Annotated in this window: 29 protein-coding genes; 26 read left to right on the top strand and 3 right to left on the bottom strand. The window is 42.3% G+C overall.

What is annotated here, in order from left to right; all coding sequences use genetic code 11:
• Positions 1 to 6 precede the first annotated feature (6 nt).
• The 26 genes from I2F54_RS01325 to I2F54_RS16280 all read left to right on the top strand — a co-directional run bounded on the left by I2F54_RS01325 (position 7) and on the right by I2F54_RS16280 (position 18011).
• Positions 7 to 735, top strand: a complete 729-nt coding sequence (locus I2F54_RS01325; RefSeq protein WP_008642485.1) for an MBL fold metallo-hydrolase — start codon at positions 7 to 9, stop codon at positions 733 to 735.
• A 4-nt stretch (positions 736 to 739) separates the two neighbouring features.
• On the top strand, positions 740 to 1171 hold the full coding sequence (locus I2F54_RS01330) for a NinB/YbcN family protein (RefSeq protein WP_005655471.1): 432 nt from the start codon (positions 740 to 742) through the stop codon (positions 1169 to 1171).
• A 131-nt stretch (positions 1172 to 1302) separates the two neighbouring features.
• A complete protein-coding gene (locus tag I2F54_RS01335; protein ID WP_195500359.1) occupies positions 1303 to 1884 on the top strand; it encodes a hypothetical protein in 582 nt (193 codons plus the stop codon).
• Positions 1885 to 1927: 43 nt separating this feature from the next.
• The gene (locus I2F54_RS01340) at positions 1928 to 2371 is read left to right on the top strand and encodes a hypothetical protein (protein WP_044300330.1); all 444 of its coding nucleotides are present in this window, start codon (positions 1928 to 1930) and stop codon (positions 2369 to 2371) included.
• Between the two features lie 26 nt (positions 2372 to 2397).
• Complete coding sequence (locus I2F54_RS01345; protein WP_005655464.1) at positions 2398 to 3156, top strand: hypothetical protein; 759 nt, start codon at positions 2398 to 2400, stop codon at positions 3154 to 3156.
• Between the two features lie 47 nt (positions 3157 to 3203).
• The gene (locus I2F54_RS01350; protein ID WP_044300329.1) at positions 3204 to 4019 is read left to right on the top strand and encodes a hypothetical protein; all 816 of its coding nucleotides are present in this window, start codon (positions 3204 to 3206) and stop codon (positions 4017 to 4019) included.
• Complete coding sequence (locus tag I2F54_RS01355; protein ID WP_225665232.1) at positions 3940 to 4599, top strand: AAA family ATPase; 660 nt, start codon at positions 3940 to 3942, stop codon at positions 4597 to 4599. Before I2F54_RS01350 ends, I2F54_RS01355 begins: the two co-directional genes overlap by 80 nt.
• Positions 4596 to 4859, top strand: coding sequence for a hypothetical protein (locus I2F54_RS01360; protein WP_005655461.1), 264 nt, complete (start codon positions 4596 to 4598; stop codon positions 4857 to 4859). Before I2F54_RS01355 ends, I2F54_RS01360 begins: the two co-directional genes overlap by 4 nt.
• 7 nt (positions 4860 to 4866) lie before the next feature.
• Positions 4867 to 5337: a hypothetical protein gene (locus I2F54_RS01365; RefSeq protein WP_005655459.1), complete on the top strand. Its 471-nt coding sequence runs from the start codon at positions 4867 to 4869 to the stop codon at positions 5335 to 5337.
• A gap of 152 nt (positions 5338 to 5489) precedes the next feature.
• On the top strand, positions 5490 to 6305 hold the full coding sequence (locus I2F54_RS01370; RefSeq protein ID WP_005655458.1) for a ParB/RepB/Spo0J family partition protein: 816 nt from the start codon (positions 5490 to 5492) through the stop codon (positions 6303 to 6305).
• Positions 6302 to 6463 carry a hypothetical protein gene (locus I2F54_RS01375; RefSeq protein WP_005655457.1) on the top strand — a complete coding sequence of 54 codons (162 nt, stop codon included), beginning with the start codon at positions 6302 to 6304 and terminating at the stop codon, positions 6461 to 6463. Before I2F54_RS01370 ends, I2F54_RS01375 begins: the two co-directional genes overlap by 4 nt.
• A gap of 5 nt (positions 6464 to 6468) precedes the next feature.
• Positions 6469 to 6645 (top strand): hypothetical protein, encoded by a 177-nt coding sequence (locus I2F54_RS01380; RefSeq protein ID WP_005655456.1) that lies wholly within the window; start codon positions 6469 to 6471, stop codon positions 6643 to 6645.
• A gap of 12 nt (positions 6646 to 6657) precedes the next feature.
• Entirely contained in the window at positions 6658 to 7668 is a 1011-nt protein-coding gene (locus I2F54_RS01385) for a Fe-S-oxidoreductase (protein ID WP_195500360.1), read from the top strand.
• A 1-nt stretch (position 7669) separates the two neighbouring features.
• Complete coding sequence (locus tag I2F54_RS01390; protein ID WP_044300328.1) at positions 7670 to 7927, top strand: hypothetical protein; 258 nt, start codon at positions 7670 to 7672, stop codon at positions 7925 to 7927.
• Complete coding sequence (locus I2F54_RS01395; RefSeq protein WP_005655452.1) at positions 7924 to 8340, top strand: hypothetical protein; 417 nt, start codon at positions 7924 to 7926, stop codon at positions 8338 to 8340. Before I2F54_RS01390 ends, I2F54_RS01395 begins: the two co-directional genes overlap by 4 nt.
• Positions 8340 to 8780 carry a hypothetical protein gene (locus I2F54_RS01400; protein ID WP_005655451.1) on the top strand — a complete coding sequence of 147 codons (441 nt, stop codon included), beginning with the start codon at positions 8340 to 8342 and terminating at the stop codon, positions 8778 to 8780. Before I2F54_RS01395 ends, I2F54_RS01400 begins: the two co-directional genes overlap by 1 nt.
• An 84-nt stretch (positions 8781 to 8864) precedes the next feature.
• Positions 8865 to 9302 carry a hypothetical protein gene (locus tag I2F54_RS01405; RefSeq protein ID WP_005655450.1) on the top strand — a complete coding sequence of 146 codons (438 nt, stop codon included), beginning with the start codon at positions 8865 to 8867 and terminating at the stop codon, positions 9300 to 9302.
• Positions 9292 to 10407 (top strand): DUF4417 domain-containing protein, encoded by a 1116-nt coding sequence (locus tag I2F54_RS01410; protein ID WP_044300327.1) that lies wholly within the window; start codon positions 9292 to 9294, stop codon positions 10405 to 10407. The genes I2F54_RS01405 and I2F54_RS01410 overlap by 11 nt, the downstream gene beginning before the upstream one ends.
• A 6-nt stretch (positions 10408 to 10413) precedes the next feature.
• Complete coding sequence (locus tag I2F54_RS01415) at positions 10414 to 11019, top strand: hypothetical protein (protein ID WP_005655448.1); 606 nt, start codon at positions 10414 to 10416, stop codon at positions 11017 to 11019.
• A gap of 32 nt (positions 11020 to 11051) precedes the next feature.
• Positions 11052 to 11291: a hypothetical protein gene (locus tag I2F54_RS01420; protein ID WP_005655447.1), complete on the top strand. Its 240-nt coding sequence runs from the start codon at positions 11052 to 11054 to the stop codon at positions 11289 to 11291.
• Between the two features lie 182 nt (positions 11292 to 11473).
• Positions 11474 to 11866 carry a hypothetical protein gene (locus I2F54_RS01425; RefSeq protein WP_226766595.1) on the top strand — a complete coding sequence of 131 codons (393 nt, stop codon included), beginning with the start codon at positions 11474 to 11476 and terminating at the stop codon, positions 11864 to 11866.
• Positions 11853 to 13283: a phage terminase large subunit gene (locus I2F54_RS01430; protein ID WP_195288668.1), complete on the top strand. Its 1431-nt coding sequence runs from the start codon at positions 11853 to 11855 to the stop codon at positions 13281 to 13283. Before I2F54_RS01425 ends, I2F54_RS01430 begins: the two co-directional genes overlap by 14 nt.
• A 15-nt stretch (positions 13284 to 13298) precedes the next feature.
• Positions 13299 to 14723, top strand: a complete 1425-nt coding sequence (locus I2F54_RS01435; RefSeq protein WP_005655441.1) for a phage portal protein — start codon at positions 13299 to 13301, stop codon at positions 14721 to 14723.
• On the top strand, positions 14723 to 15052 hold the full coding sequence (locus I2F54_RS01440) for a hypothetical protein (protein WP_005655439.1): 330 nt from the start codon (positions 14723 to 14725) through the stop codon (positions 15050 to 15052). The genes I2F54_RS01435 and I2F54_RS01440 overlap by 1 nt, the downstream gene beginning before the upstream one ends.
• A 134-nt stretch (positions 15053 to 15186) precedes the next feature.
• Positions 15187 to 16425, top strand: a complete 1239-nt coding sequence (locus I2F54_RS01445) for a structural protein (protein ID WP_195500361.1) — start codon at positions 15187 to 15189, stop codon at positions 16423 to 16425.
• The gene (locus tag I2F54_RS16280) at positions 16404 to 18011 is read left to right on the top strand and encodes an ADP-ribosyltransferase (RefSeq protein WP_338083434.1); all 1608 of its coding nucleotides are present in this window, start codon (positions 16404 to 16406) and stop codon (positions 18009 to 18011) included. The genes I2F54_RS01445 and I2F54_RS16280 overlap by 22 nt, the downstream gene beginning before the upstream one ends.
• A gap of 40 nt (positions 18012 to 18051) precedes the next feature.
• Here I2F54_RS16280 and I2F54_RS01455 read toward each other — a convergent pair whose 3' ends face one another.
• The 3 genes from I2F54_RS01455 to I2F54_RS01465 all read right to left on the bottom strand — a co-directional run bounded on the left by I2F54_RS01455 (position 18052) and on the right by I2F54_RS01465 (position 20150).
• Positions 18052 to 18375 (bottom strand): hypothetical protein, encoded by a 324-nt coding sequence (locus I2F54_RS01455; protein WP_044300325.1) that lies wholly within the window; start codon positions 18373 to 18375, stop codon positions 18052 to 18054.
• On the bottom strand, positions 18368 to 19141 hold the full coding sequence (locus I2F54_RS01460; RefSeq protein WP_044300323.1) for an ADP-ribosylglycohydrolase family protein: 774 nt from the start codon (positions 19139 to 19141) through the stop codon (positions 18368 to 18370). The genes I2F54_RS01455 and I2F54_RS01460 overlap by 8 nt, the downstream gene beginning before the upstream one ends.
• 538 nt (positions 19142 to 19679) lie before the next feature.
• A complete protein-coding gene (locus I2F54_RS01465) occupies positions 19680 to 20150 on the bottom strand; it encodes a hypothetical protein (RefSeq protein WP_055234523.1) in 471 nt (156 codons plus the stop codon).
• Positions 20151 to 20153 lie beyond the last annotated feature (3 nt).

A 20153-nucleotide genomic window follows, 5' to 3' on the forward strand; every position in this document is an offset into this window, starting at 1 on the left:
TAGCGTATGAAACTGATAGTTCTTGGTTCAAGTAGTAGTGGCAACTGTTACATTTTGGATAACGGTAATGAAGCTCTGATTATAGAGGCTGGAATCCGTTTCCAAGAAGTCAAGAAAGCGTTGGATTTCAATCTGAGAAAGGTTGTAGGGTGTGTGGTAACGCACGCCCACAACGACCACGCCAAATATATTAAGGCAATGGTGGATAGTGGATTTCACACGTTGGCATTACGGGAGGTATGGACTGCAAAGGGCGTTTGGGATTCCCGTTCTTTGGTGGTTAAAGAGGGCAAAGGCTATAAGATGGGTAATTTTAAGGTACTTCCTTTTCCTGCTTGCCATGATGTGCCATGTGTCGGCTATCTGATAGACCATCCCGATATGGGAAAGATGGTATTTCTTACCGATAGCTGTATGTGCGAATATCAGTTCAAGGGGCTTAACCATGTGCTGATAGAGTGCAATTACTCTGATAAGAAGCTCATCGAGGCGATTACAGCCGGGCGCACGTTGCCCTCACAGCGTGAACGTCTGCTTACCTCACACATGGAGCTTACTACGTGCAAGGGTTTTTTGGAAGCAAACGACTTATCCCATGTTTCGGAAATCGTGCTTTTACACCTTTCCGAGAATAATAGCGATGAGCCTTATTTCATATCGGAAGTGGAAAGGCATACGGGGAAAGTGGTTTATGCGGCAAAGCCGGGTTTAACGATTGATTTAGATAGAACATAAGGATATGGCTAAACTCCAAGTAGAAAAGAGAAACGGGTTATTTGATTTGAAGCCTCTGTACGAATGGATGCGTAACGCTTTGGATGGTATCTATAGGATAGAGGTTAAGAAAGTCAGAAAACCACGTTCTTTAGACCAAAACGGGTGGTTGTTCGGGTGTATTTACCCTATCCTTTTAGATGCTCTTTTGGAAGCTGGTTGGGAGTTCGTTTCAGTGGAACAAGTGCATGAGTTTTTTAAGGCTCAAATGACGGCTGACAAAGTGGTAAACAAGCACACGGGGGAGATTGTAGAGTTCCCATGTTCTACAGCCACTATGGACACGGTGACATTTTCCACCTATTGCGAAAAACTGAGGGAGTACGCCAAAGAGTTTCTGAATGTGGATATTCCCGACCCGGATAAATATTGGAGAAGCCATGAAAAGAATACCTAACAGCGTGGTATCTGAGCTGATACGCTTAGTGCCCATTTTGATAGCAAATATTCCACCCGGACAAAGTACGAGAGTGGATAACGCAATAAGATTAACAAAGAAGATTATCAACAAATTAAAAACATTGAAAGATGAAAGTAGAAATTGAAGAAAGCAAGTTGCAAACAGCTTATGCAAATGCTTGTGATGGAGTTAAGGATTTTATGGAAAGCCTGTTTGGAAAGAAGGTGTTTGAGGCTGCAAAGCCCACGTTGGACGATTACAAGACTATCCGCACGTATGAGGATGCTTGTAAGGCACTTGGTGAGCCTATTTTTGAAGACCCTAATAATTTGCCCAATCATATCATAGCCCTTATGAAGTTGGAAACTATTAGCCGGGCTTTGTGGGGTAGAAATTTCCAACCAAAGCCGGATGGAGAGGGAAGCAAAGTGTATTGGTATCCGTGGTTTGCCTTATGGACTAAAAAAGAGGTTGAGGATATGAATCCCGAACAAAGAGGTGCCCTTTTGTCTGCTTATGCGGTTGGTGGTGCGGGTGCGGGTTTCGGTTGTCTGGGTGCGATTGGTCGTTCCTCGGGTGCGCTTGCGCACTTTGGGTTCCGCTTGTGCCAAGAAACGGAAGAAAAGGCAAAGTATTTCGGGCAGCAATTCATTGAACTTTGGGCTGAATATTTGAAATTCAACTTTACCGTTGGAAATCGTTTGAAATAAAAGTGTGTTTATTAAACATATTATTAACTAAAAACAAGGTGAAATGAAAGACATCATGTTAGCCGACACCCCGGTGGAACAAAGGGCACAGATTCTACGTGATAGCTGCGACCAAATTGTAGAGCGTAGCTATACACGCAAATTCGACCAAGAAGAAATCAACGAAAGGAGGGCAGACCTCGCTAACGTGGCGATTCAAAAGGCAGATTTGGAACAATCATTAGCGGAAATCAGAGCCGATTACAAAGGCAAAATCAAGCCTTTGGAGGAACGCATAGTTAAACTTCGTGATGAACTGAAAGCCGGGGGCGATTGGATTAAGGGCGAATGTTACAAGTTCGTTGATGAGGAAGAGAAGATGGTAGGCTTCTATTCCCCGGAGGGTTACTTGCTGGAACAAAGAACCATGACACAAGAAGAAAGACAGCGTAACGTATTCCGTGCTATCCGTGGCAATGCTATGGATAAGACAGGTACGGACGATTAAGTATTAACATCAAAAACATTAGTAAAATGGAAAATCAAGAAAAAGGATTAACCGTGAACATCGGTGAGTACAAGGGTGAAAAACCTATCGAAGTAGTGTACAGAATTGGTAATGCTCCTAAAGCATTGGACGAATTGCCCATTAAGCAACCGGAAAGTATTTCTGTATCAGGTGTTATCAGAACTCCGTTAGATTGGTTGGAAAAGCGTATTGACACCATCGACCAAAAGCGTGCGAATATTAAGGTAAACCGTGAGAAAATGAGTATCACGCTTACCGTGAATGAGGATGATTATTACACCAAAAACACCTTTGTAGGTACGGTGGAATTATCGGAAGTCTTTTCAAAGTTCGGTATCAATGACGGAGAATGTGGCTGGATTCCGGCTAAACTGGGGCAGTTCCTGCGTTTGAATCGTGGCGTATTCATGCAAAAAGAGGATTGTATGAAGCTCGTTTCGGTATTAAAGAACTTCACGGCTAACGCCAAGACTGAAATTCAGAAACAGCGTGACCCGTCCGGCTCTATGGCTGAGGTGTACCGTTCACAAGTAGAAAGTAATTTGCCCAAGAGTTTCACGATTAACATCGCCATTTTCAAGGGAACTGCAAAAACACCTATTGAAGTTGAGTTCGACCACTATCTTTCTAATGGTGATGTGTTGTTGCAACTTGTTTCGCCCGGTGCTAACGAACTGGCAGAGGACTATAGAGATAAGTGTATTGACGAGGTGTTAGACGGCATTCGTGCCATTGCCCCGGACATTGCTATTCTTGAAATCTAAATACTATATCGTGGGGGAGAAATCCCCCACTTATAACAGCTCATAATATGGCTAATAAAAAAATCATACCGCCTATGCCTTTCGATGCCACCGCTTGGTTATCCAACAATGCGGCTATGAGGTTGTCATTTGCTTGTAAGGGCTTGTGGCTGGATATGCTTTGCTGTATGTGGGTGAGTATAGAGCGTGGGGTTATGATGAAACCTATTGGCGGTGCGTACACGGTTGATGAATTAGAAGCCCTCTACGGAAGTGGAACAAAGGAGCTGATAGAATCATTGATTAACGCTGAATTATTGTCTGTAAGGAATGATGGGGCTTTGTACAACACTGATATGGTTAAGATGGAATCAATACGGGTAAAACGGTCTGAGGCTGGGAAAAAAGGTGGTGTAACTATGGGTAAACGGATATTAGCCAAAGTTGATGCGCTTGTGGAAACGCCACCGACAGAAATGCCACATACACCTTCCCCAACGGCTGAAACGCAACACGGGGCGCAAGCAGACCTATTTCCCGATGATTTGCCGGAGAATCCACCGCCACTGACTGATGAACAACAGCGGAAGATTGCAAAAGCCAAGAAGTACAATTATGCTGATTACGTTACTTTGACACGTGATGAATACGCAAAATTATGTACCGAATATGGCGAAGAAGCCGCTAAAGCGATGATTGATATTCTCAACAATTACAAAGGTTCTAAGGGTAAGAAGTATAAATCCGATTACCTGACTATTAGGGGCTGGGTAAAAGATAAGTATTACGAAAATATGAATAGATATGGACAACAAACTGGTACAACGGCTGCAACAGATATTGGCAAACCAAGCGCAAAGAGGACTTTTAGGGACACGCTTTAAGATTGAGAAGTTTCCCGAACAGGACATAGCGGAAATGCTAAGGATGTGTTATCAGTCAGAAGTTGAGCGCAGAAACATGAAGTATGTTTCGGATGAAGCCACGTTGGAAAAGATAGGCAAAGCGGCTAAGTTCCTTTGCGGAAACGGAAAGTTCGGCTTGCTTCTGTATGGTACGGTAGGAAGTGGTAAAACCACGCTTGCAAAGGCGATATGCAACATTATAGGTATCTTGTACAATAGTGATTTATCTTCCGAAAGAAAGGGAGTGTACCGCATATCAGCTTTGAACCTTGCCAAGTCAATAGCCGATGACCCGACTTATTTCAACAAGCTAAAGAATCAAGAACTTTTGTTTATTGATGATGTGGGCACTGAACCAGCAAGCGTGAAAAGTTGGGGCAACGAGTTTTCCCCGGTTACTGAATTAATCTATGCCCGATATGACAGGCAGCTATTCACTATAGCCACTTCCAATTTGGCAGATGAGGAATTTGGCGACAGGTACGGAGAGCGTATTGCTGATAGAATGGAAGAAATGTTTGAACGGCTGCACTACAGCCAAAAAAGCTATCGAAAATGAGATTTGCGCTCAGAAACAAAACAAAGCTCATTAATGCTTTCGGTGAAGCGTATTACAACGAACTTATTGCAAGCATTAATAGCTTTCAATCTAACTACACGCCCGATTGCCATTATTGGAACGAGGCGATACAAAAAGAAATGCTGGATATGCCAAGTAGTACCCACCCGGATAAGACATTTTCGTTTGCCATTGTGAGCGAAATGTGGGATGTGATAACGCTTGCTTATTATTCAGAAAGTAATACACCAAGTAAATAATAAAGCTATGCAACACCAAAAATCAGAAAAGAAAAAAGTGGTTGTGACCTTATGCCGTGTATTCCCAGTTACACATTCTTTGGCTGGAAAGCCTACAGAGTTTGAGGGCAAACTAAAAGAGCATAAGAAGATACATACTATACGCTACAATAAGAATGGCGTGTGGGATAAGAGATATAAAGATATTGCATCCGGCAAAAAATATCTTTCAGTGCGTGAATGGACGGGCAGACCGTACAACTCTGAGCAGAGAGAGTTTGCCCAGTATGATAAAATAGGTCTACAGCACATTACTATGACCTATGGTGTTGATGATGCCGTTCCTCAGATATGGATTGATGGTAAACAAATTCCCATTGAAATAGTGGCAAAGAATGATGGTCTGACAGTTGAGCAATTTGTGGAATGGTTCTTTGGTGAATCAAAAAGTAACGTGTTTGAGGGCGTTGTGTTACACTTCACTTCATTTAGGTACTGATATGGGAAAAGATGATATAAAGCATTGTAGTGAGTGCAAATATTACTGGTGCGAGCCTAAGTCAATGCAGATGTATTGCTATAAACTGGCGAAGCGGATAACGGCAAGAAAGAAGTTTTGTAAGCACTATGAACTAAATAAATGACAGTAGTATGGAAACGAATAAAACGAAGAATACAGACCTATTTTTGATTGACCCCCGTAATATCGTGGTTGTGGACGGTTTCAATGTAAGACGTGATTTTGACCTTGACGAACTGAAAGAGCAAATAAAGGCAAAGGGTGTCTTAAATCCTCTGACGGTTATAGCCTTTAAGGATGATGAGGGCAACGAGAAATATAAATTGGTGGATGGTGAACGCAGGTATAGGGCTACCATGTTGGCTATATCCGAGGGTGCGGATATTCCTTATGTTCGTGCCATGAAAGCCCGAAAGGACGCTTCTACTGAAGAATTGTATATTCAACAGATGATGCGTAACGAGGGTAAGAAATTTACCGAATACGAGTGCGCTATCATGTTCAGACGTTTCAAAGAAGAATTTGGATATAGCCAAGTTGAGATAGCGGATAAGTTCAAGAAAAGCCCGGCTTTCATAAGCAAATGCCTTTCCTTGTTGGATTTGCCCCCGTACATTCAAGAAAGGATTATGAAAGGGGAATTGTCGGTTAAGGCGGCTAAGGAGATTGCCGCCAATTATGGAAGTGAGAAAGAACAAGTAAAGGCTGCAAAGTCGGCTGTGGATAACGCCAAAGAAAACGGTAGGGTTACAGCTACCAATAAGGAGGTTCTTAATTCTCTGAAAGATTCTAAAGAAGCAAAAGCCATTGCGGAAGCTCTGAGAAAGGTTTGGGCTTATTTGGATGGTGAGGTTATCGTGGACGTGGATAAGCTGGCAAGGCTATTGGATAAGACGGAAAGCCTTAGCCAAGCGATGAGAGAATACAAGAAAGGGGGCATAAAATGAAACTGAGAAAAGAAAAGGAACAAATACCTGCGGATTTCCGCAAACAAATGTATGAGAACTACAAAGCCAATATGACTTTATACGGTAAACCAATTCTCCCGTACAAGCAATGGCTGAAAGACGTGTTTAACACTAAATTACCTTGTTGTGGTAAATAGATGGCATGAAAACGCTGATGATTGATATAATGCTGAATGACCGCTTTTATGCGGCTTTCAGATATAAGTATTGCCCAGCTTTCAAATTCGACATTGAGGATATGACTAACAAGGTTTATGAGCGATACCCCACCCTGCGAAAAAGGGCTATGAATGGCGAAAAAGTAGTATTTGCATTTTAATGATTTGAAGATATGGAAATTAAAAAGAAGATAGTAGTGCCTACGGGCGAAATATATACCGCTATAGGTGAAAAGGGAATGTTGGAGTTCCTTACGGTTGGAGATTATGGTAAGAACGCTAATATCAAAGCGGACTTTTTGGGGATTACCCGTGATTTGAACGGTGTACCCAATGGCGAGCCGATGCCTCTTACTGAAAAATGGGTGATTACCATTTCCACACAGTACGGTTGCTCTATGGGCTGCAAGTTCTGCGATGTTCCAAAAGTGGGTATTGGGAGAAATGCCACTTTTAATGATTTGAAAGGAGAAGTGCTAACGGCTATCAAGCAACACCCGGAAGTGAAGCACACGAAACGTCTAAACATACATTATGCACGTATGGGAAAGCCTACATGGAACGCAAATGTGTTACTTCATGCAATCAGTGTAAAGAAGGACATAGAGCCGTTTATAGGCGATTCTTTGGTACACCCGGTTATAAGTACAATGCTGCCAAAGAGAAATAAGAAGCTGGTTGAGTTCTTACATAAGTGGTGTTACTACATAAAGAACGAGCTTTATAAGGGTGATGCCGGACTTCAATTCTCCATCAATACAACGAATGATGAAGAAAGAAATTATCTGTTTTCGGGTAGTTCGCTTTCACTTGGTGAAATATCAGAAATTGGAAAATCGCTGCCTATGCCTGTTGGCAGGAAATATGCCTTAAACTTTGCTTTGGCAGATGATACACATATAGACGGTAAGCGTTTGAGAGAGCTTTTCAACCCCGATAAATTTATGTGTAAGATTACCCCATTGCACCGAACAAATAGCTGTGATGAGAACGATTTGCACACAAGTGGAGGCTATGAGCTGTTTACCCCATATAAAGCCGTGGAGGAAGATTTGAAAGGCAACGGATTCGATGTTATTGTGTTTGTCCCCTCTTATGATGAAGATAACGGGCTTATCACGTGTGGAAACGCTATCCTATCCGGGAAAGTTCCTACTTCAAGTTACCAAGAAACAATATACTGATATGGCTAAAATAGTAGATAACCCCAAAAGGTTTAAGGTGATTGAGTTGAGCCGAAACGAGTTGGCTAAAATTGGCGGTATTGGTATTTGCGATAGATGTAACGGTACTTCTAATACTGGCTATTATGTAGCCGTGCTAAATTGCTGGTTTTGTCCTAAATGCTACAATGAATGGTACGTATGCGCCACTCATTACCCGGAAGATATAAAGATAGAAAACAAAAATTTTGAGTTTTATAAAAATTTATTTGACCTATGAGCAAAGAAGAATTGCAAGCAAAATTGGCGAAAGCCAACGCAGAGAACAAAGGTATGGTGGTTTACCCTGAATACTTCAAGAAGAAAAAGAAGCGTATGCGCCCCGACTTCATAAAGAAGCTGGAAGAAACTGCAAAAGCGGATTTTACCGATGTGGATGATTACGGAGTGTATAAAGTTGGTTCTTTCCTCTATAGGAATGCCTTTGTAACCATATCTAAAGAGGATGGGCTATGGACGTTGCACGTGATAAGTGAAGCCCCGATAGGTTTGCCGCTCATTAAAGAGGTGAGGTACAAGTATCTGCCTAATAACCTTATGATGGCTCAGATTTTCGGAGATAGAGCCGAAGCAAACGAGATTAAGGGCGTTATTCTGTATCAGATTCCCAACGGAGAAATGGAGGCTGAATAATGATTTATGTAGGGATTGATACGGGTGTAAATACCGGGTTCGCTGTTTGGGATAGCAAGCAGCGTTCCCTACTTCAAGTATGCTCTTTGCCTATACATAAAGCGATGGAGCGTGTACGTTCCTTGTATGATGAGTATAAGGCTGGTATAGGTGACAAAGTGATTGTAAGGGTGGAAGACCCCCGGCAAAGAACGTGGTTCGGAACGGAGCGTATGAGCCGTGAAATGGAACGTAAGAAGTTGCAAGGTGTAGGCTCTGTGAAACGGGATGCCTCTATATGGGATGATTATCTAAAAGAGTTGGGCGTGGAGTATGAAATGGTTGCCCCGAAACGCAATGTAACCAAGCTGACACAAGAACGGTTTAAGGCTTTGACTGGATGGCAAAAACAGACAAATGAGCATGGACGTGATGGTGCAATGTTGGTTTATGGCTTTTAGTATTCTTTTTACGGTTAAATATGTGTTTAGTAAACGCATATTTAGTATATTTGCAATATGATTCACCAAGTAAACAAATAAGCTATGGGTATGTATATTCTTATCGGATTAACGCTGTTTTTTTTAGCCTTGTTGCTCATGACCGAGTATATAGGTAGGAACTTTTGGAGGTTTGCCCCAAAAGAGCATTTGAAGCAAGGGGAAAAGATACACGTTTATATCAATGGCAAATACGATAGGCACGCAACCATTACGAGCGTGTCCGATGATTCGGTTAGTATCTATGGTGCGGTGTCATTGCCCGTTGATTACCGGGGTTCTTTCTATGCCATTGGCAAAGATTCCGTAGGTGCAAAGCTGGTATATGTGAAGTACCGCAGGCGTTACCGCTTTGTGAAGTTCTGTGAACTTTTTAGAAAGGGCTTCTGTGTAGAAGATGATGAGGAACAATTAATGCCGGATTCCCATTCTTCGGAGAATGACGAAACCAAAGACGAAACGGAGGTTGAGAATGAAATGTAGTGAGATTACATACAAGAAAGTTTCGGAGCTGGTTTTGTTGCCTGAAAATCCACGTACCATTACGAAGAATGACTTTGAAAGGCTGGTGGATTCCATAAAGATAAACGGCTTTTGGAAACACCGACCTTTGGCGGTTATGGAGCGTGACGGTAAACTGGTGGTATTGGCAGGAAACCAACGCTTGAAGGCTGCAAGAAAGCTGAAACTTGCCGATGTGCCCGTTATTCTTTATTCGGAACTGACCCCGGATGAGGAAAAGGATATTATTCTGAGGGATAATATCAACAATGGCGATTGGGCTTACAATGCCTTACAAATGGATGAGTTTTGGAAAGATGTAGATTTCGGCTTTATTGGGCTTGATTTTCCATCCGATGATGAGAAGCCCGGAAAGAGTAAGAAGAAAGCGGCTAAAGAGGCAGAGGAAACGGAAGCCGACCAAAGCGCAGAGGAAGAAATGGACGATGAGGAACAAAGCGAGGAAGAAGCCGAAAAGGAATCTTTCTACCGTTCCATGTTTAAGGACGTTCTTTATGAAAGCGATAACGTCTTTGAAATTCCCAATCTCTTATTGGATATGCAAGCTGGAAAGGTAGAATTGCCTTTATCTCCGTGGGGTGCTAACAGCCGTTTGCGTAAAGATGTGGCGACATATCATTTCTATGTGGACGATTATCGCTTTGAGGCTCTTTTCAAAGACCCGATAAATTTACTCACAAGCGGATGCAAGGCGGTGGTAGAGCCGAATTGTAGTTGCCACGACCAAACGCCTGTAGCGTGGGGCATTCAGCTTATTTACAAGAAACGTTGGCTTTCTCGTTACTTCCAGGAATGCGGAATCAAAGTTTATGCTGACTTGAATGTTTCTCACAAGTTTATTGAGTACAACAAAATGGGTATTCCCAAAGGATATAATGCTTTCTTTACCCGTGGGCTGGACGGTTGGATGGAAAGCCTTAAATCTGATTTGCAAGTAGCCCAAGAAATAAGCGGGCTTGAAAAACCAAACCTTATCGTTTATGGTGGGGGTACGGAAATTCAGAAGTTCTGCCGTGAACATGGGCTGTTGTACGTCACAGATTTTATTAACGCAAAAAAGAAGTAAAGTATTATGGGACGAAATTCAAGTGGAACACGTGGAGGACTGCAACCGGGTGATGCAACATATAAAGGCTCTGTTGGTAAGCCTGAGCCTTTGGTAAACATGAAAGACCCGGCTCTGTATAAGGCAACCAAAGAAGCTATTTCACGCTATCATTCCGTACTTGGTGTAAGGCAAAAGAATGTAAAGTTGGCAGAACTATCGGCTGGCACTTATGGCGTACACGTTACGGCTAATGGGAAGTCAGAGGGTGTTTACCTTAACAAAAAGCATTTCATGCAAACGAAAAAAGCTGTGGAAGCCTCACACAAGAGAGGCTATGCGAGTGGGTGGAGTACGAAAACCAACAAAGCGGTAGCCCATACCGTAACGCATGAGCTGGCGCACGCTACATGGAATGCAAATATGACAGGGGCAAACCAAAAAGCGGCTGGAAAGGAAGTGAATAAATTATTTAAGTCTTGGAAGAAAGACAATAAGAAATCCGGGTATGGAAAGTATGCGGAAACCAATGTGTCGGAGTTCTGGGCTGAAACCGTTACTAAAGCGATACATGGTAAAAGTGATAAATATACCAAGAAAGTAAAGGAAATCTGCAAGAAATACAAACTATAGAGGTATTTTTGCTTAAATTAATTCAATGCAACATGGAGAAGATAGAATTAACCGCTGATGAGATTAAGGTAATCAAGCAGCAATTAAATGGTGAAATCGAGGTTTGGAATGCTGATGATTATCAGCAAAAGCATCTCACTTCGGTAATTGACAAGGCGAACGCCCTTTTGGAGGAATTGGATGCCTACGATGAAATGATAGACGAAAAGGGCGGTGATACCATCCTTTGGTTTTGGGATAAGTACAAGGCACAAGAGAGTATCATAGAATAATTAACCGGGTAAAGGGAATCGGACGGTATCACGCTATCCGATTTTCTTTACTTCATAAATGTGTTTGCAGAACACATAAACCAACGATAAATCAACGGATGGCACTTTTTGAGAAAGGAAATAAAATAGGGAATAGATTTTCATCTGATAACCAACCCCAAAATTCGGGTAGGAAGCCGTCCGTGTATAAATACATCAAAGATATTACGGGCAAAAAGGTAGCTCCGGAAATGAGCAAAGAGGACTACTATAAGGTTATCCGTTTCTTGATGGAGAGTACGCCCGAAACTTTGGAGGGGTTGGTTAAGAACAAAGACGGAACGCCCAACAAGAAAACGCCCGTGTGGGTGCTAAATGTGGTGTCTGCCATTAACGCAGATATTCGCTATGGTAGGACTTATACGGTAGATAGTCTGTTTGATAGGGTTTTCGGTAAGCCCACCCAACAGATAGAGAGCGAAGTAAACGCACAAGTAACCAACAACAGCATGGATTTGTCGGCTCTTACTACGGATGAGTTGCTACAATACAATTCCTTGCTGGAAAAAATAAAGGCAGGCAATGGCACGAAGTAAGGTTACAGACGTGCCGATGGCACTTGCAGTGAAGATTGAGCTTTTCAAGCGTGGTTGTTTCGACTTCATCACCGTAAAGGATGGTTTGAAGCATGAGAAGCAAGAACACGCTTTGAAGATACTTACCGACAATGAACACGTTGAACTTTTGTACGGAGGTGCTGCCGGGGGTGCAAAATCATGGACGGGTGCGGTGTGGCTTCTGTTTATGTGCCTCTGTTATCTCGGTTCAAAGTGGTTTATCGGACGTGCCGAGTTAAAGCGTATCACACAATCTACACTTATCACATTTTACAAGGTTTGCAATCAATACGGGGTTGATGATACCTTGTACAAGTATAACGGGCAATACAATTATATCGAATTTTTCAACGGTTCACGCATTGACTTGTTGGACTTGCAATATAAGCCGGGCGACCCTCTGTATGAGCGTTACGGCTCAATCGAATATACAGGCGGCTGGATTGAAGAGGGTGGCGAGGTGAATTTTGGAGCTTATGATACATTGAAAACACGTATCGGGCGACACCTTAACAATGAACTGGGGTTGAGGCGAAAGTTATTCATTACGTGCAACCCTAAAAAGAATTGGATGTATGATACATTCTACAAGCCGGATAAGAAAGGGGAATTGCCCGAATATATGTACTACCTTGCTTGCCTTGTACAAGAAAATCCATTCATAGACCCCGATTATATAGAGGGCTTGAAAACCACAAAGGATAAAGTAAAGCGTGAACGTCTTTTGAAAGGTAATTGGGAATATGACGATAACCCCAACGCCCTTTGTTCACATGATGCAATCTGTGAGATATTCGGGAATAAGATTTCAATCAAGACAGGTACAAACTATATTACAGGTGATATTGCACGCTTCGGAGCTGACTATGCCCGTCTTGCCGTTTGGGACGGTTGGCATATCATAGAGCTACAATGTTTTCCCGTGTCTAAGACTACCGATATTCAGACGTGGATAATCAACAAGCAAAAGAAGTATAGAATACCCAACCATAAATGTATCGTTGATGAGGACGGTGTAGGCGGTGGAGTGGTGGATAATTGCGACATTCAGGGATTCGTGAACAACTCTACCCCTTTCAATGGTGAAAACTACCAAAACCTACAGACCCAATGCGGCTACAAGCTGGCAGACCACATAAACGCTACGGAAGTGGGGATAGATGAGGATTTGATAAGCACTGCCGATAAGGAAGAAATCATAAGGGAACTGGAACAACTGCAAACATGGAAAGCTGATTCGGACGGGAAACTAAAATTGAAACCCAAAGAAGAAATCAAGATGGATATTGGTTGTTCCCCGGACTGGAGGGATATGTTTCTGATGCGAGCATGGTTTGACTATAACGAGTATGATATACCCGATGATATAGAACGCAGATTAGGTATAACCGCTTAAAAACAATAAAGCAAAATGGGATTATTAAACATTATTTCTAACGAGGTAAAGGCGGCTATTGGCTACCAACAAAACTTTGCCGACCTTTTGACGGCTAAGGATGTGACCCGTGCTCTTTCCATGATGAAAGCCCATGCGGAAGAAGCCGCCAATAATTTACGTGAGTATAAGATTGACACTCACAAAGTGATGGAGCGTAAGGATAGAGCCGTTTACGATAAGAAAGGCAACTTTCTACGTTGGAGTAAACGGTGGAAAATCCCCATTCCTTACCCTCAATTCATCAATGAAATTTCTTTGGTGTTTCTCTATGGCAGACCCGTAAAATGGCAACAGCTTTCAACGGGTACGGATTATGCTTTTCAGAACTACAAAGATTGGCTGAATGAAATACATTTCAATGCCAAAGTTAGAGAGGCTAAACGTTTGGCTGGTGCGGAGGGCATTTCTGCCATTCTTTACCATGTGTACCGGGATAGTGATAATAAACCATCCCTTTTGCTGAATGTGTTGAGCCGGGAAAACAACGATGATATTTATACCATTCGTGACCAATACAAACGGATTACCGCTTTTGCGTGGGGTTACTATCTGACAGAGGCAGGCAACAATACCGTTTACCATGTGGATATATACACTAAAGAGACTGTATATCGTGCCAAACGTGGCAAAATGGGTTGGGAGGTTGAGATAAAGGATAATCCAATAGGGAAAATTCCCGTGCTGATATTTGAGCAAACGCCCGAACATAAGGAGGTGCAACCCATGATTGAACGCTCTGAAATAATGGAAAGCACCGATGCAGATACTAATGACCGCTTTTCTAACCCGGCAATGGTGGCTACTTCTGAAATCCTCAATAGCTTGCCAAAGTCGGAAGAAGAAGCCAAACTGTTTATTCTCAAAAATGGCGGTGATGTACGCTACCTTACATGGAATGAGGCGAGCGAAAGCAAAAAGAATGAGTTTGAAAGATTGGATAAACACATTCTTTCAAAGTCTTTCACGCCCAACATTGATTTTGACAATATGAAATCATTAGGCAACCTTTCGGCAAAGGCTATACGCAAAGTGATGTTGCTTGCCGTTATCAAGGCAGAACGCCACAAGGAAAAGCACGATGATTATATGAAACGCCACGCTAATCTTATGATAGCTATTTTAGGTAATGTGCTTGACTATCGGCATAAGGCTGAATATGATGCCTTGCTGTTAAGGCATGAGTTCCAAGAGCCTTTCGGGGAAGATGTGAGCGAATTGCTTGCCGACCTATCTAAGCAATACAATGATGGGGCATTGAGCCGTGAAACCTATGTAGAATTGTCCTACCTTGTAAAAGATGCGAAACAAGAAATAGAGCGGCTAAAACAAGAAGAAGCGGAACGGATGGAGCAACAAATGGAGTTAAACAAAATGGACGTTTTCGGAGGGGCTGAATAATGGAAATAAAGACAAAATACAATGTTGGCGATAAGGTTTGGATTATGCGCAATAATAAGCCGGAGAAAATCCAAATTAGCAATATTGAAGTGGAGGTAATAGGTGATGTACCTGTAGGTACTTGTTCCCTTTCGGGGGAGTATTATACCAAAATTATATATGTAGAGGTGCAAAGAAGTGAATATAGAAGTTTTGGTGATAAAGACCCAATTTGTAAGCATAATGAATGTAATTGCTTCAATACTAAAAAAGATTTGTTATACAGTTTCTTAGATGATAGCGACTATGGCAAAGAAGAAACAGACATCAACGCAGAACTACCATTGTAGGGACTGTAAACACGCTTTCGACTTCCACGAATTGAACTGGAAAGGTGAGCCGTTCTTATGCAAATGCCCTTTCCATAAATACAGCAAGTTTTTAGATAAGGACTATTGCACCAACTTTAAACTAAAGTAGTGGCATGGCAAAGAAGAAGTACATAGACTATAAGAAGATGCAAGCGGAGCTTTTCAAGAGAACGGAGGGTTACGCTGCCAATGTCCGTATCATCTACCAACAAGTATTTGAGCGAATAATTAACTTGGTAAAGGGTACGGAGTTGGAGGATGGGAAGCCTTTCTCTTTTGCCGACTATGGGTATAGTGAGGAAGTTACGCCCATTCTTAGGGATATGTACAGCCGTGTTTACCAAATTATCCGGGGCGGTGTAGAAAAGGAATGGCTTGCATCTAACGAGAATAACGATGCTTTGGTTAAAAGTGTGTTCGGTGAACAATCAATAAAAGATAATCACTTTGCCCGTTTCTTCAAGCGCAACAAAGAGGCTATGGATGCTTTCTTTGCCCGTAAGAGTGGTGACGGTGGTTTGAATCTCTCTCAAAAGGTTTGGCGATATACGGGTATGTTCCGTGATGAGCTGGAAAATACTTTGGATTTGGCGATTGGTGAGGGTGTTCCGGCTAATCGTTTGGCGGCTCAGATAAAGAAGTATCTACAAGACCCCGATAAGTTTTACAGGCGTTTCCGTATCAAGGTAGGGGAAGATGAGAACGGGCAACCTATCTATGGTAGAAAGTGGAAACGCAGGGTTTGGGACAAAGAAGCCAACTCCTACAAATGGGTGGATGATAGCCCGAAACATTTTCATCCGGGGCGGGGCGTGTACCGTTCATCCGCACGTAACGCCCAAAGGCTTGCACGGACTGAAACCAACATTGCGTATCGTACAGCCGATTTTGAGCGTTGGGCGCAACTCGACTTTGTGGTAGGAATTGAAATCAAGTTATCCAACAATCATCCCGTATCTGACATTTGCGATGATTTGAAAGGTGTGTACCCTAAAACATTCTGTTGGAAAGGGTGGCACCCGAATTGCCGTTGCTATCAAGTACCCGTACTGGCAAAACAAGAAGAATTGGACGAAATGCTGGATAAGATTTTGGACGGGGATAATCCGGCAACGGTGGAATGTGAGGAAAAGGTAAAAGAGCTGCCATCTCAATTTACCGGGTGGATGCAAGACAATGAGCAACGCATCAAGGATGCAACGGAGAAAGGGACTTTGCCCTACTTCCTACGGGACAATGAAAAGGTTATCTATCCACCGACTGCAAAAGAGATAGCGAAAGCCCGGCACGAAGCCCGGACGGAAGCGGAAGCAAATGCCATCCGGCAACGGTGGAATGTGAGAAAAAGGTAAAAGAGCTGCCATCTCAATTTACCGGGTGGATGCAAGACAATGAGCAACGCATCAAGGATGCAACGGAGAAAGGGACTTTGCCCTACTTCCTACGGGACAATGAAAAGGTTATCTATCCACCGACTGCAAAAGAGATAGCGAAAGCCCGGCACGAAGCCCGGACGGAAGCGGAAGCAAATGCCATCCGGCAACGGTGGAATGTGAGAAAAGCGACCTATCACTATGGTAATAATATACTCCGTGTTATGGGTGGTATTTCTGACGTTGATACTACGGCTTTAGCTGAGGCTCTAAAACACCCTGATTTGTCCGCTATCATGTTGGAAGCCCGTAAACTGAAAGTTATAGGCAAGGAGATTTATTCACTGGGTTACATAGATAGCCCTATGGAGGTGGCTAAAAAGTTCTCTTTAGCCGATGCAAAAGCCGTAAACAAGGCGGTTGCTGATAAGCTGGCACAATGGGATAGCCTTTCTTTGGAACAACAATTAAAGAAACTGAATTTTGAAGCATACGACTTCTTAGGTGGTAACTATCACAATGTACAACAGAAGTACCCAACGTGGCAGGTGTCACAACAAGCCTATGTTAAACAGATTGGCATTGTTCAAGATAAGATAGATTGGAAAGCCATTAAGGATAGCTATGCCGACCTATCTAAGTTCTCTACCAAGTCCAAGCCTTACCAATCGCTCATTGCACAGCTTGAAAATGCAATCAACGGCAATGATAAAGCAATGGCACAACAAACCATTACGGAACTTAATGCAAGGAAAGAAAGCATTGAAAAAGCCGCTGCCAAGCGTAAATCAAAAGTCAAGGATGTTAAGTTTAAGGATTCCGATTTTACGCAGGAAAGAAAGGATGAGGCGAAATGGTTTATTCATAGTTCGGATGCAAACGATTATTTCTTTGATAATGCCGTGGATATGTGGAAACTTGCAAGCACCAATGAAAAGGCGGCTATGTATCAATATACGGCTGGTAGTAGTTACATAACAGAGCCTTTGCGTGCTATCAAGGGATATTATCACTACTATGGTAGTAGATTGTCCGAAGCTGAAAAGCATATTGCCGATATGACCCAATATATAGCCCGAAGCACACTTAAAGATGATGTTTGGGTAAAGCGTGACGAAATCAGTGCTTTTGTAAACTATCGGTTTGGGCTGTCTGATTTGGATGCTTACATATCTGACCCGTCTAAGCTTGTTGGCAAGGTTGGTACGGATGATTCCTTTATGTCGTGTGGTAATTGCCGGAATACGAACTTTGGAAGTAAGCCCGTTTGTCTGAATATCTATTGTCCGAAAGGTACACAAATGACCTACGCAGAGCCTTTTTCTGCATTTGGTTCAAGCCATGACAATGGGGACTATTGTCCGGGTAAGAAGTGGAACGGAACTTCTAAGCCTACAACAACGGGGGAAAATGAAATCATCCTACAGCGTGGCACTAAATTCAGAATCACTAAAGCCGAATACACAAATGGCAAATGGTATATAGATATGGAAGTTTTGGAACAAAGCCCGAAAGTGATAAAGGATATGGTTTCTACTCCAATGGGATTCTATTGCAAGTATTGACAACAAAAGAAAGGCGCATCAATTACGGTGCGCCTTTACTTTAATCTTTTATGTATGTAGTCCGATACAGCTTTCTAAAATCCTCTATATCCACCCTTTCAGCATATTTGCAGTACCGATTGAAAAGCACCGCTTTCAATGTGATAGGCACACCATCGTACAATTCAAAGCTGGATAGTCCGGCATCGGTGTACTCCTTTAGAATAGGGGCAATGAGTTTACACCCGGCATCGGTGGCAGGTATAGTTTGTTCAGTCCACCATTTTTCACAAAGCCAAAACATTTGCTTATCGCCATCTTTGAACGGGCATACCGTTTCGCCTTTGTAGAAGCGGCAAAATGATTGTAAATCGTTTTTATACATATTGTTTTCTATTTAAGTTTCCGAAAAAATCACCAACTACATTGAGCATATCAGTAGGCAACAAGTCAAATGCCTTGTCTGAAATTTCTTTGGGGACACCCCAAAGGGCTTCTGCCATTGAGCCGACTATTGCCCCTATCGTGTCGCTATCTCCACCCCATGAAATAGCCCGTCTGATTGCATCCTCAAAAGAGGTGCTTACACGAATAATTTTCAAACAAAGCGGCACAGTGCCTTGACACGTTTCATCAAATACTCCGGCATAATAATCGTTTACCATGAATTGAGGATAGTACGATTGCATTATATTCTCAAATGCTTTCTGATTGTGGGTTGTCCTCAGATAATAAATAGCGTGTGCGACTGCTACGGCTCCTTTAATTCCCTCCGGGTGATTATGGGTTACTATAGCCGTTTTCTCTGCCTCCATCAAAACCTTATCCAAGTTGTCATAAGCCCATGCAACCGGGGAAACACGCATTGCAGAGCCATTGCCGAAGCTGTTATATGGTTGTGGGTTGTCTGAGGCTATCCAGCGGGCAAAGCTGCCACCGTATGCCCCTTTCGGATTGGGGTATGCTCTACACCATTGGAGAAACTTATCTTTGTAATTTGCGCCCGTATTGATTGCATCCGCTACCGCTATAGTACAAATGGTATCGTCTGTAAACGTGCTATCCTTTGTGAATAGTTCAAAGTTGTAGTTATCTGTATTGTTGAACTCAAAGCGTGAGCCTACAATATCGCCTATAATTGCTCCTAACATATTATACCTCCTTTTCTTTTCTGATACCCCTATTTGATTGTTTTGTATGGAGTGTGCCATATCGTATAATGGCTTTTCTACCCTTATGTTCGTCATTCCTTAGAACATTCCAAAGGGTTTCTTTCGAGCATCCTACTACTTCGGTGGGCAACAGCTCATATATAGCGGTAATGCTGCCAAAGTAGTAGTGACGTTTGCCCTTGTATGGCTCTTTCAATTCTACATGAATGACCTTTCTTTGCTGTTTCATTACTATATGTGTTCTATAAACGCAAAATTACTATATTATATTTAATAAAACAAATATTTACCCAGTTTATTTCATTATACAAGGTTATTGTGTTCTTACAAATAAGCCTCACTATATGCAGAAACTATTGTATCTCCTTTCTGTTACAAGTCTTTTTTCTCTTGATGTTTATCAAACGCCCCCATTTCATGCCTGTTTGATGATTTCTTACATAGGAACACATATATTCCGTATATCCTTTGATAGTCCTGATATAAAACCATTTGCAACCATGACAATTTTCAAGTTTCATTCTTCAACTCCTTTCGGCTTGTTTATGGGTTTCCAGTGAGTGATAGTAACTTCAAATTCGGACTTATCGAAATTGTCGAGATAATCTTCCGTCCATCCATATTCATTCCAAACAGATGTAAGATACCCTATTTCTACAATGCCAGTAGCTATTTCCTTGTACTCAACTCTTAGCAAGCATGGGGTATTTCGTTTCGGTACATCATTCGTATTTTCTTTACACTCATGCCATTCCTCAAATTCGTTCCAACGCCTTGCTATTTCTTCACAAAGGATATTTGAACTTTCCACATCGCCCAAATGTATTTTGGCTATTGATAAGTTCCATTGGTCTTTAATGCACAATTCGGCATCCATTTCATCCTCTCCGAATATTCGTTTGCCCCTTGCTGGAATGCAAAGCATTTTCAATGTACCAGTTTCTAATTCACCTTTGGCATACTGCCAATTCAATTTTATTTTTGTCATTTC

The sequence above is a fragment of the Bacteroides clarus genome (assembly GCF_015555825.1).
GTDB lineage: Bacteria > Bacteroidota > Bacteroidia > Bacteroidales > Bacteroidaceae > Bacteroides > Bacteroides clarus.

Coding starts and splice junctions, on each gene's coding strand:
- I2F54_RS01380 (WP_005655456.1), top strand. CDS start 6,469: ATGAAAACGCTGATGATTGATATAATGCTGAATGACCGCTTTTATGCG.
- I2F54_RS01455 (WP_044300325.1), bottom strand. CDS start 18,375: ATGTATAAAAACGATTTACAATCATTTTGCCGCTTCTACAAAGGCGAA.
- I2F54_RS01370 (WP_005655458.1), top strand. CDS start 5,490: ATGGAAACGAATAAAACGAAGAATACAGACCTATTTTTGATTGACCCC.
- I2F54_RS01415 (WP_005655448.1), top strand. CDS start 10,414: ATGGGACGAAATTCAAGTGGAACACGTGGAGGACTGCAACCGGGTGAT.
- I2F54_RS01390 (WP_044300328.1), top strand. CDS start 7,670: ATGGCTAAAATAGTAGATAACCCCAAAAGGTTTAAGGTGATTGAGTTG.
- I2F54_RS01325 (WP_008642485.1), top strand. CDS start 7: ATGAAACTGATAGTTCTTGGTTCAAGTAGTAGTGGCAACTGTTACATT.
- I2F54_RS01335 (WP_195500359.1), top strand. CDS start 1,303: ATGAAAGTAGAAATTGAAGAAAGCAAGTTGCAAACAGCTTATGCAAAT.
- I2F54_RS01430 (WP_195288668.1), top strand. CDS start 11,853: ATGGCACGAAGTAAGGTTACAGACGTGCCGATGGCACTTGCAGTGAAG.
- I2F54_RS01330 (WP_005655471.1), top strand. CDS start 740: ATGGCTAAACTCCAAGTAGAAAAGAGAAACGGGTTATTTGATTTGAAG.
- I2F54_RS01440 (WP_005655439.1), top strand. CDS start 14,723: ATGGAAATAAAGACAAAATACAATGTTGGCGATAAGGTTTGGATTATG.
- I2F54_RS01360 (WP_005655461.1), top strand. CDS start 4,596: ATGAGATTTGCGCTCAGAAACAAAACAAAGCTCATTAATGCTTTCGGT.
- I2F54_RS01400 (WP_005655451.1), top strand. CDS start 8,340: ATGATTTATGTAGGGATTGATACGGGTGTAAATACCGGGTTCGCTGTT.
- I2F54_RS01350 (WP_044300329.1), top strand. CDS start 3,204: ATGGCTAATAAAAAAATCATACCGCCTATGCCTTTCGATGCCACCGCT.
- I2F54_RS01345 (WP_005655464.1), top strand. CDS start 2,398: ATGGAAAATCAAGAAAAAGGATTAACCGTGAACATCGGTGAGTACAAG.
- I2F54_RS01435 (WP_005655441.1), top strand. CDS start 13,299: ATGGGATTATTAAACATTATTTCTAACGAGGTAAAGGCGGCTATTGGC.
- I2F54_RS01405 (WP_005655450.1), top strand. CDS start 8,865: ATGGGTATGTATATTCTTATCGGATTAACGCTGTTTTTTTTAGCCTTG.
- I2F54_RS01375 (WP_005655457.1), top strand. CDS start 6,302: ATGAAACTGAGAAAAGAAAAGGAACAAATACCTGCGGATTTCCGCAAA.
- I2F54_RS01355 (WP_225665232.1), top strand. CDS start 3,940: ATGGACAACAAACTGGTACAACGGCTGCAACAGATATTGGCAAACCAA.
- I2F54_RS01395 (WP_005655452.1), top strand. CDS start 7,924: ATGAGCAAAGAAGAATTGCAAGCAAAATTGGCGAAAGCCAACGCAGAG.
- I2F54_RS01385 (WP_195500360.1), top strand. CDS start 6,658: ATGGAAATTAAAAAGAAGATAGTAGTGCCTACGGGCGAAATATATACC.
- I2F54_RS01420 (WP_005655447.1), top strand. CDS start 11,052: ATGGAGAAGATAGAATTAACCGCTGATGAGATTAAGGTAATCAAGCAG.
- I2F54_RS01410 (WP_044300327.1), top strand. CDS start 9,292: ATGAAATGTAGTGAGATTACATACAAGAAAGTTTCGGAGCTGGTTTTG.
- I2F54_RS01340 (WP_044300330.1), top strand. CDS start 1,928: ATGAAAGACATCATGTTAGCCGACACCCCGGTGGAACAAAGGGCACAG.
- I2F54_RS01460 (WP_044300323.1), bottom strand. CDS start 19,141: ATGTTAGGAGCAATTATAGGCGATATTGTAGGCTCACGCTTTGAGTTC.
- I2F54_RS01465 (WP_055234523.1), bottom strand. CDS start 20,150: ATGACAAAAATAAAATTGAATTGGCAGTATGCCAAAGGTGAATTAGAA.
- I2F54_RS01445 (WP_195500361.1), top strand. CDS start 15,187: ATGGCAAAGAAGAAGTACATAGACTATAAGAAGATGCAAGCGGAGCTT.
- I2F54_RS01365 (WP_005655459.1), top strand. CDS start 4,867: ATGCAACACCAAAAATCAGAAAAGAAAAAAGTGGTTGTGACCTTATGC.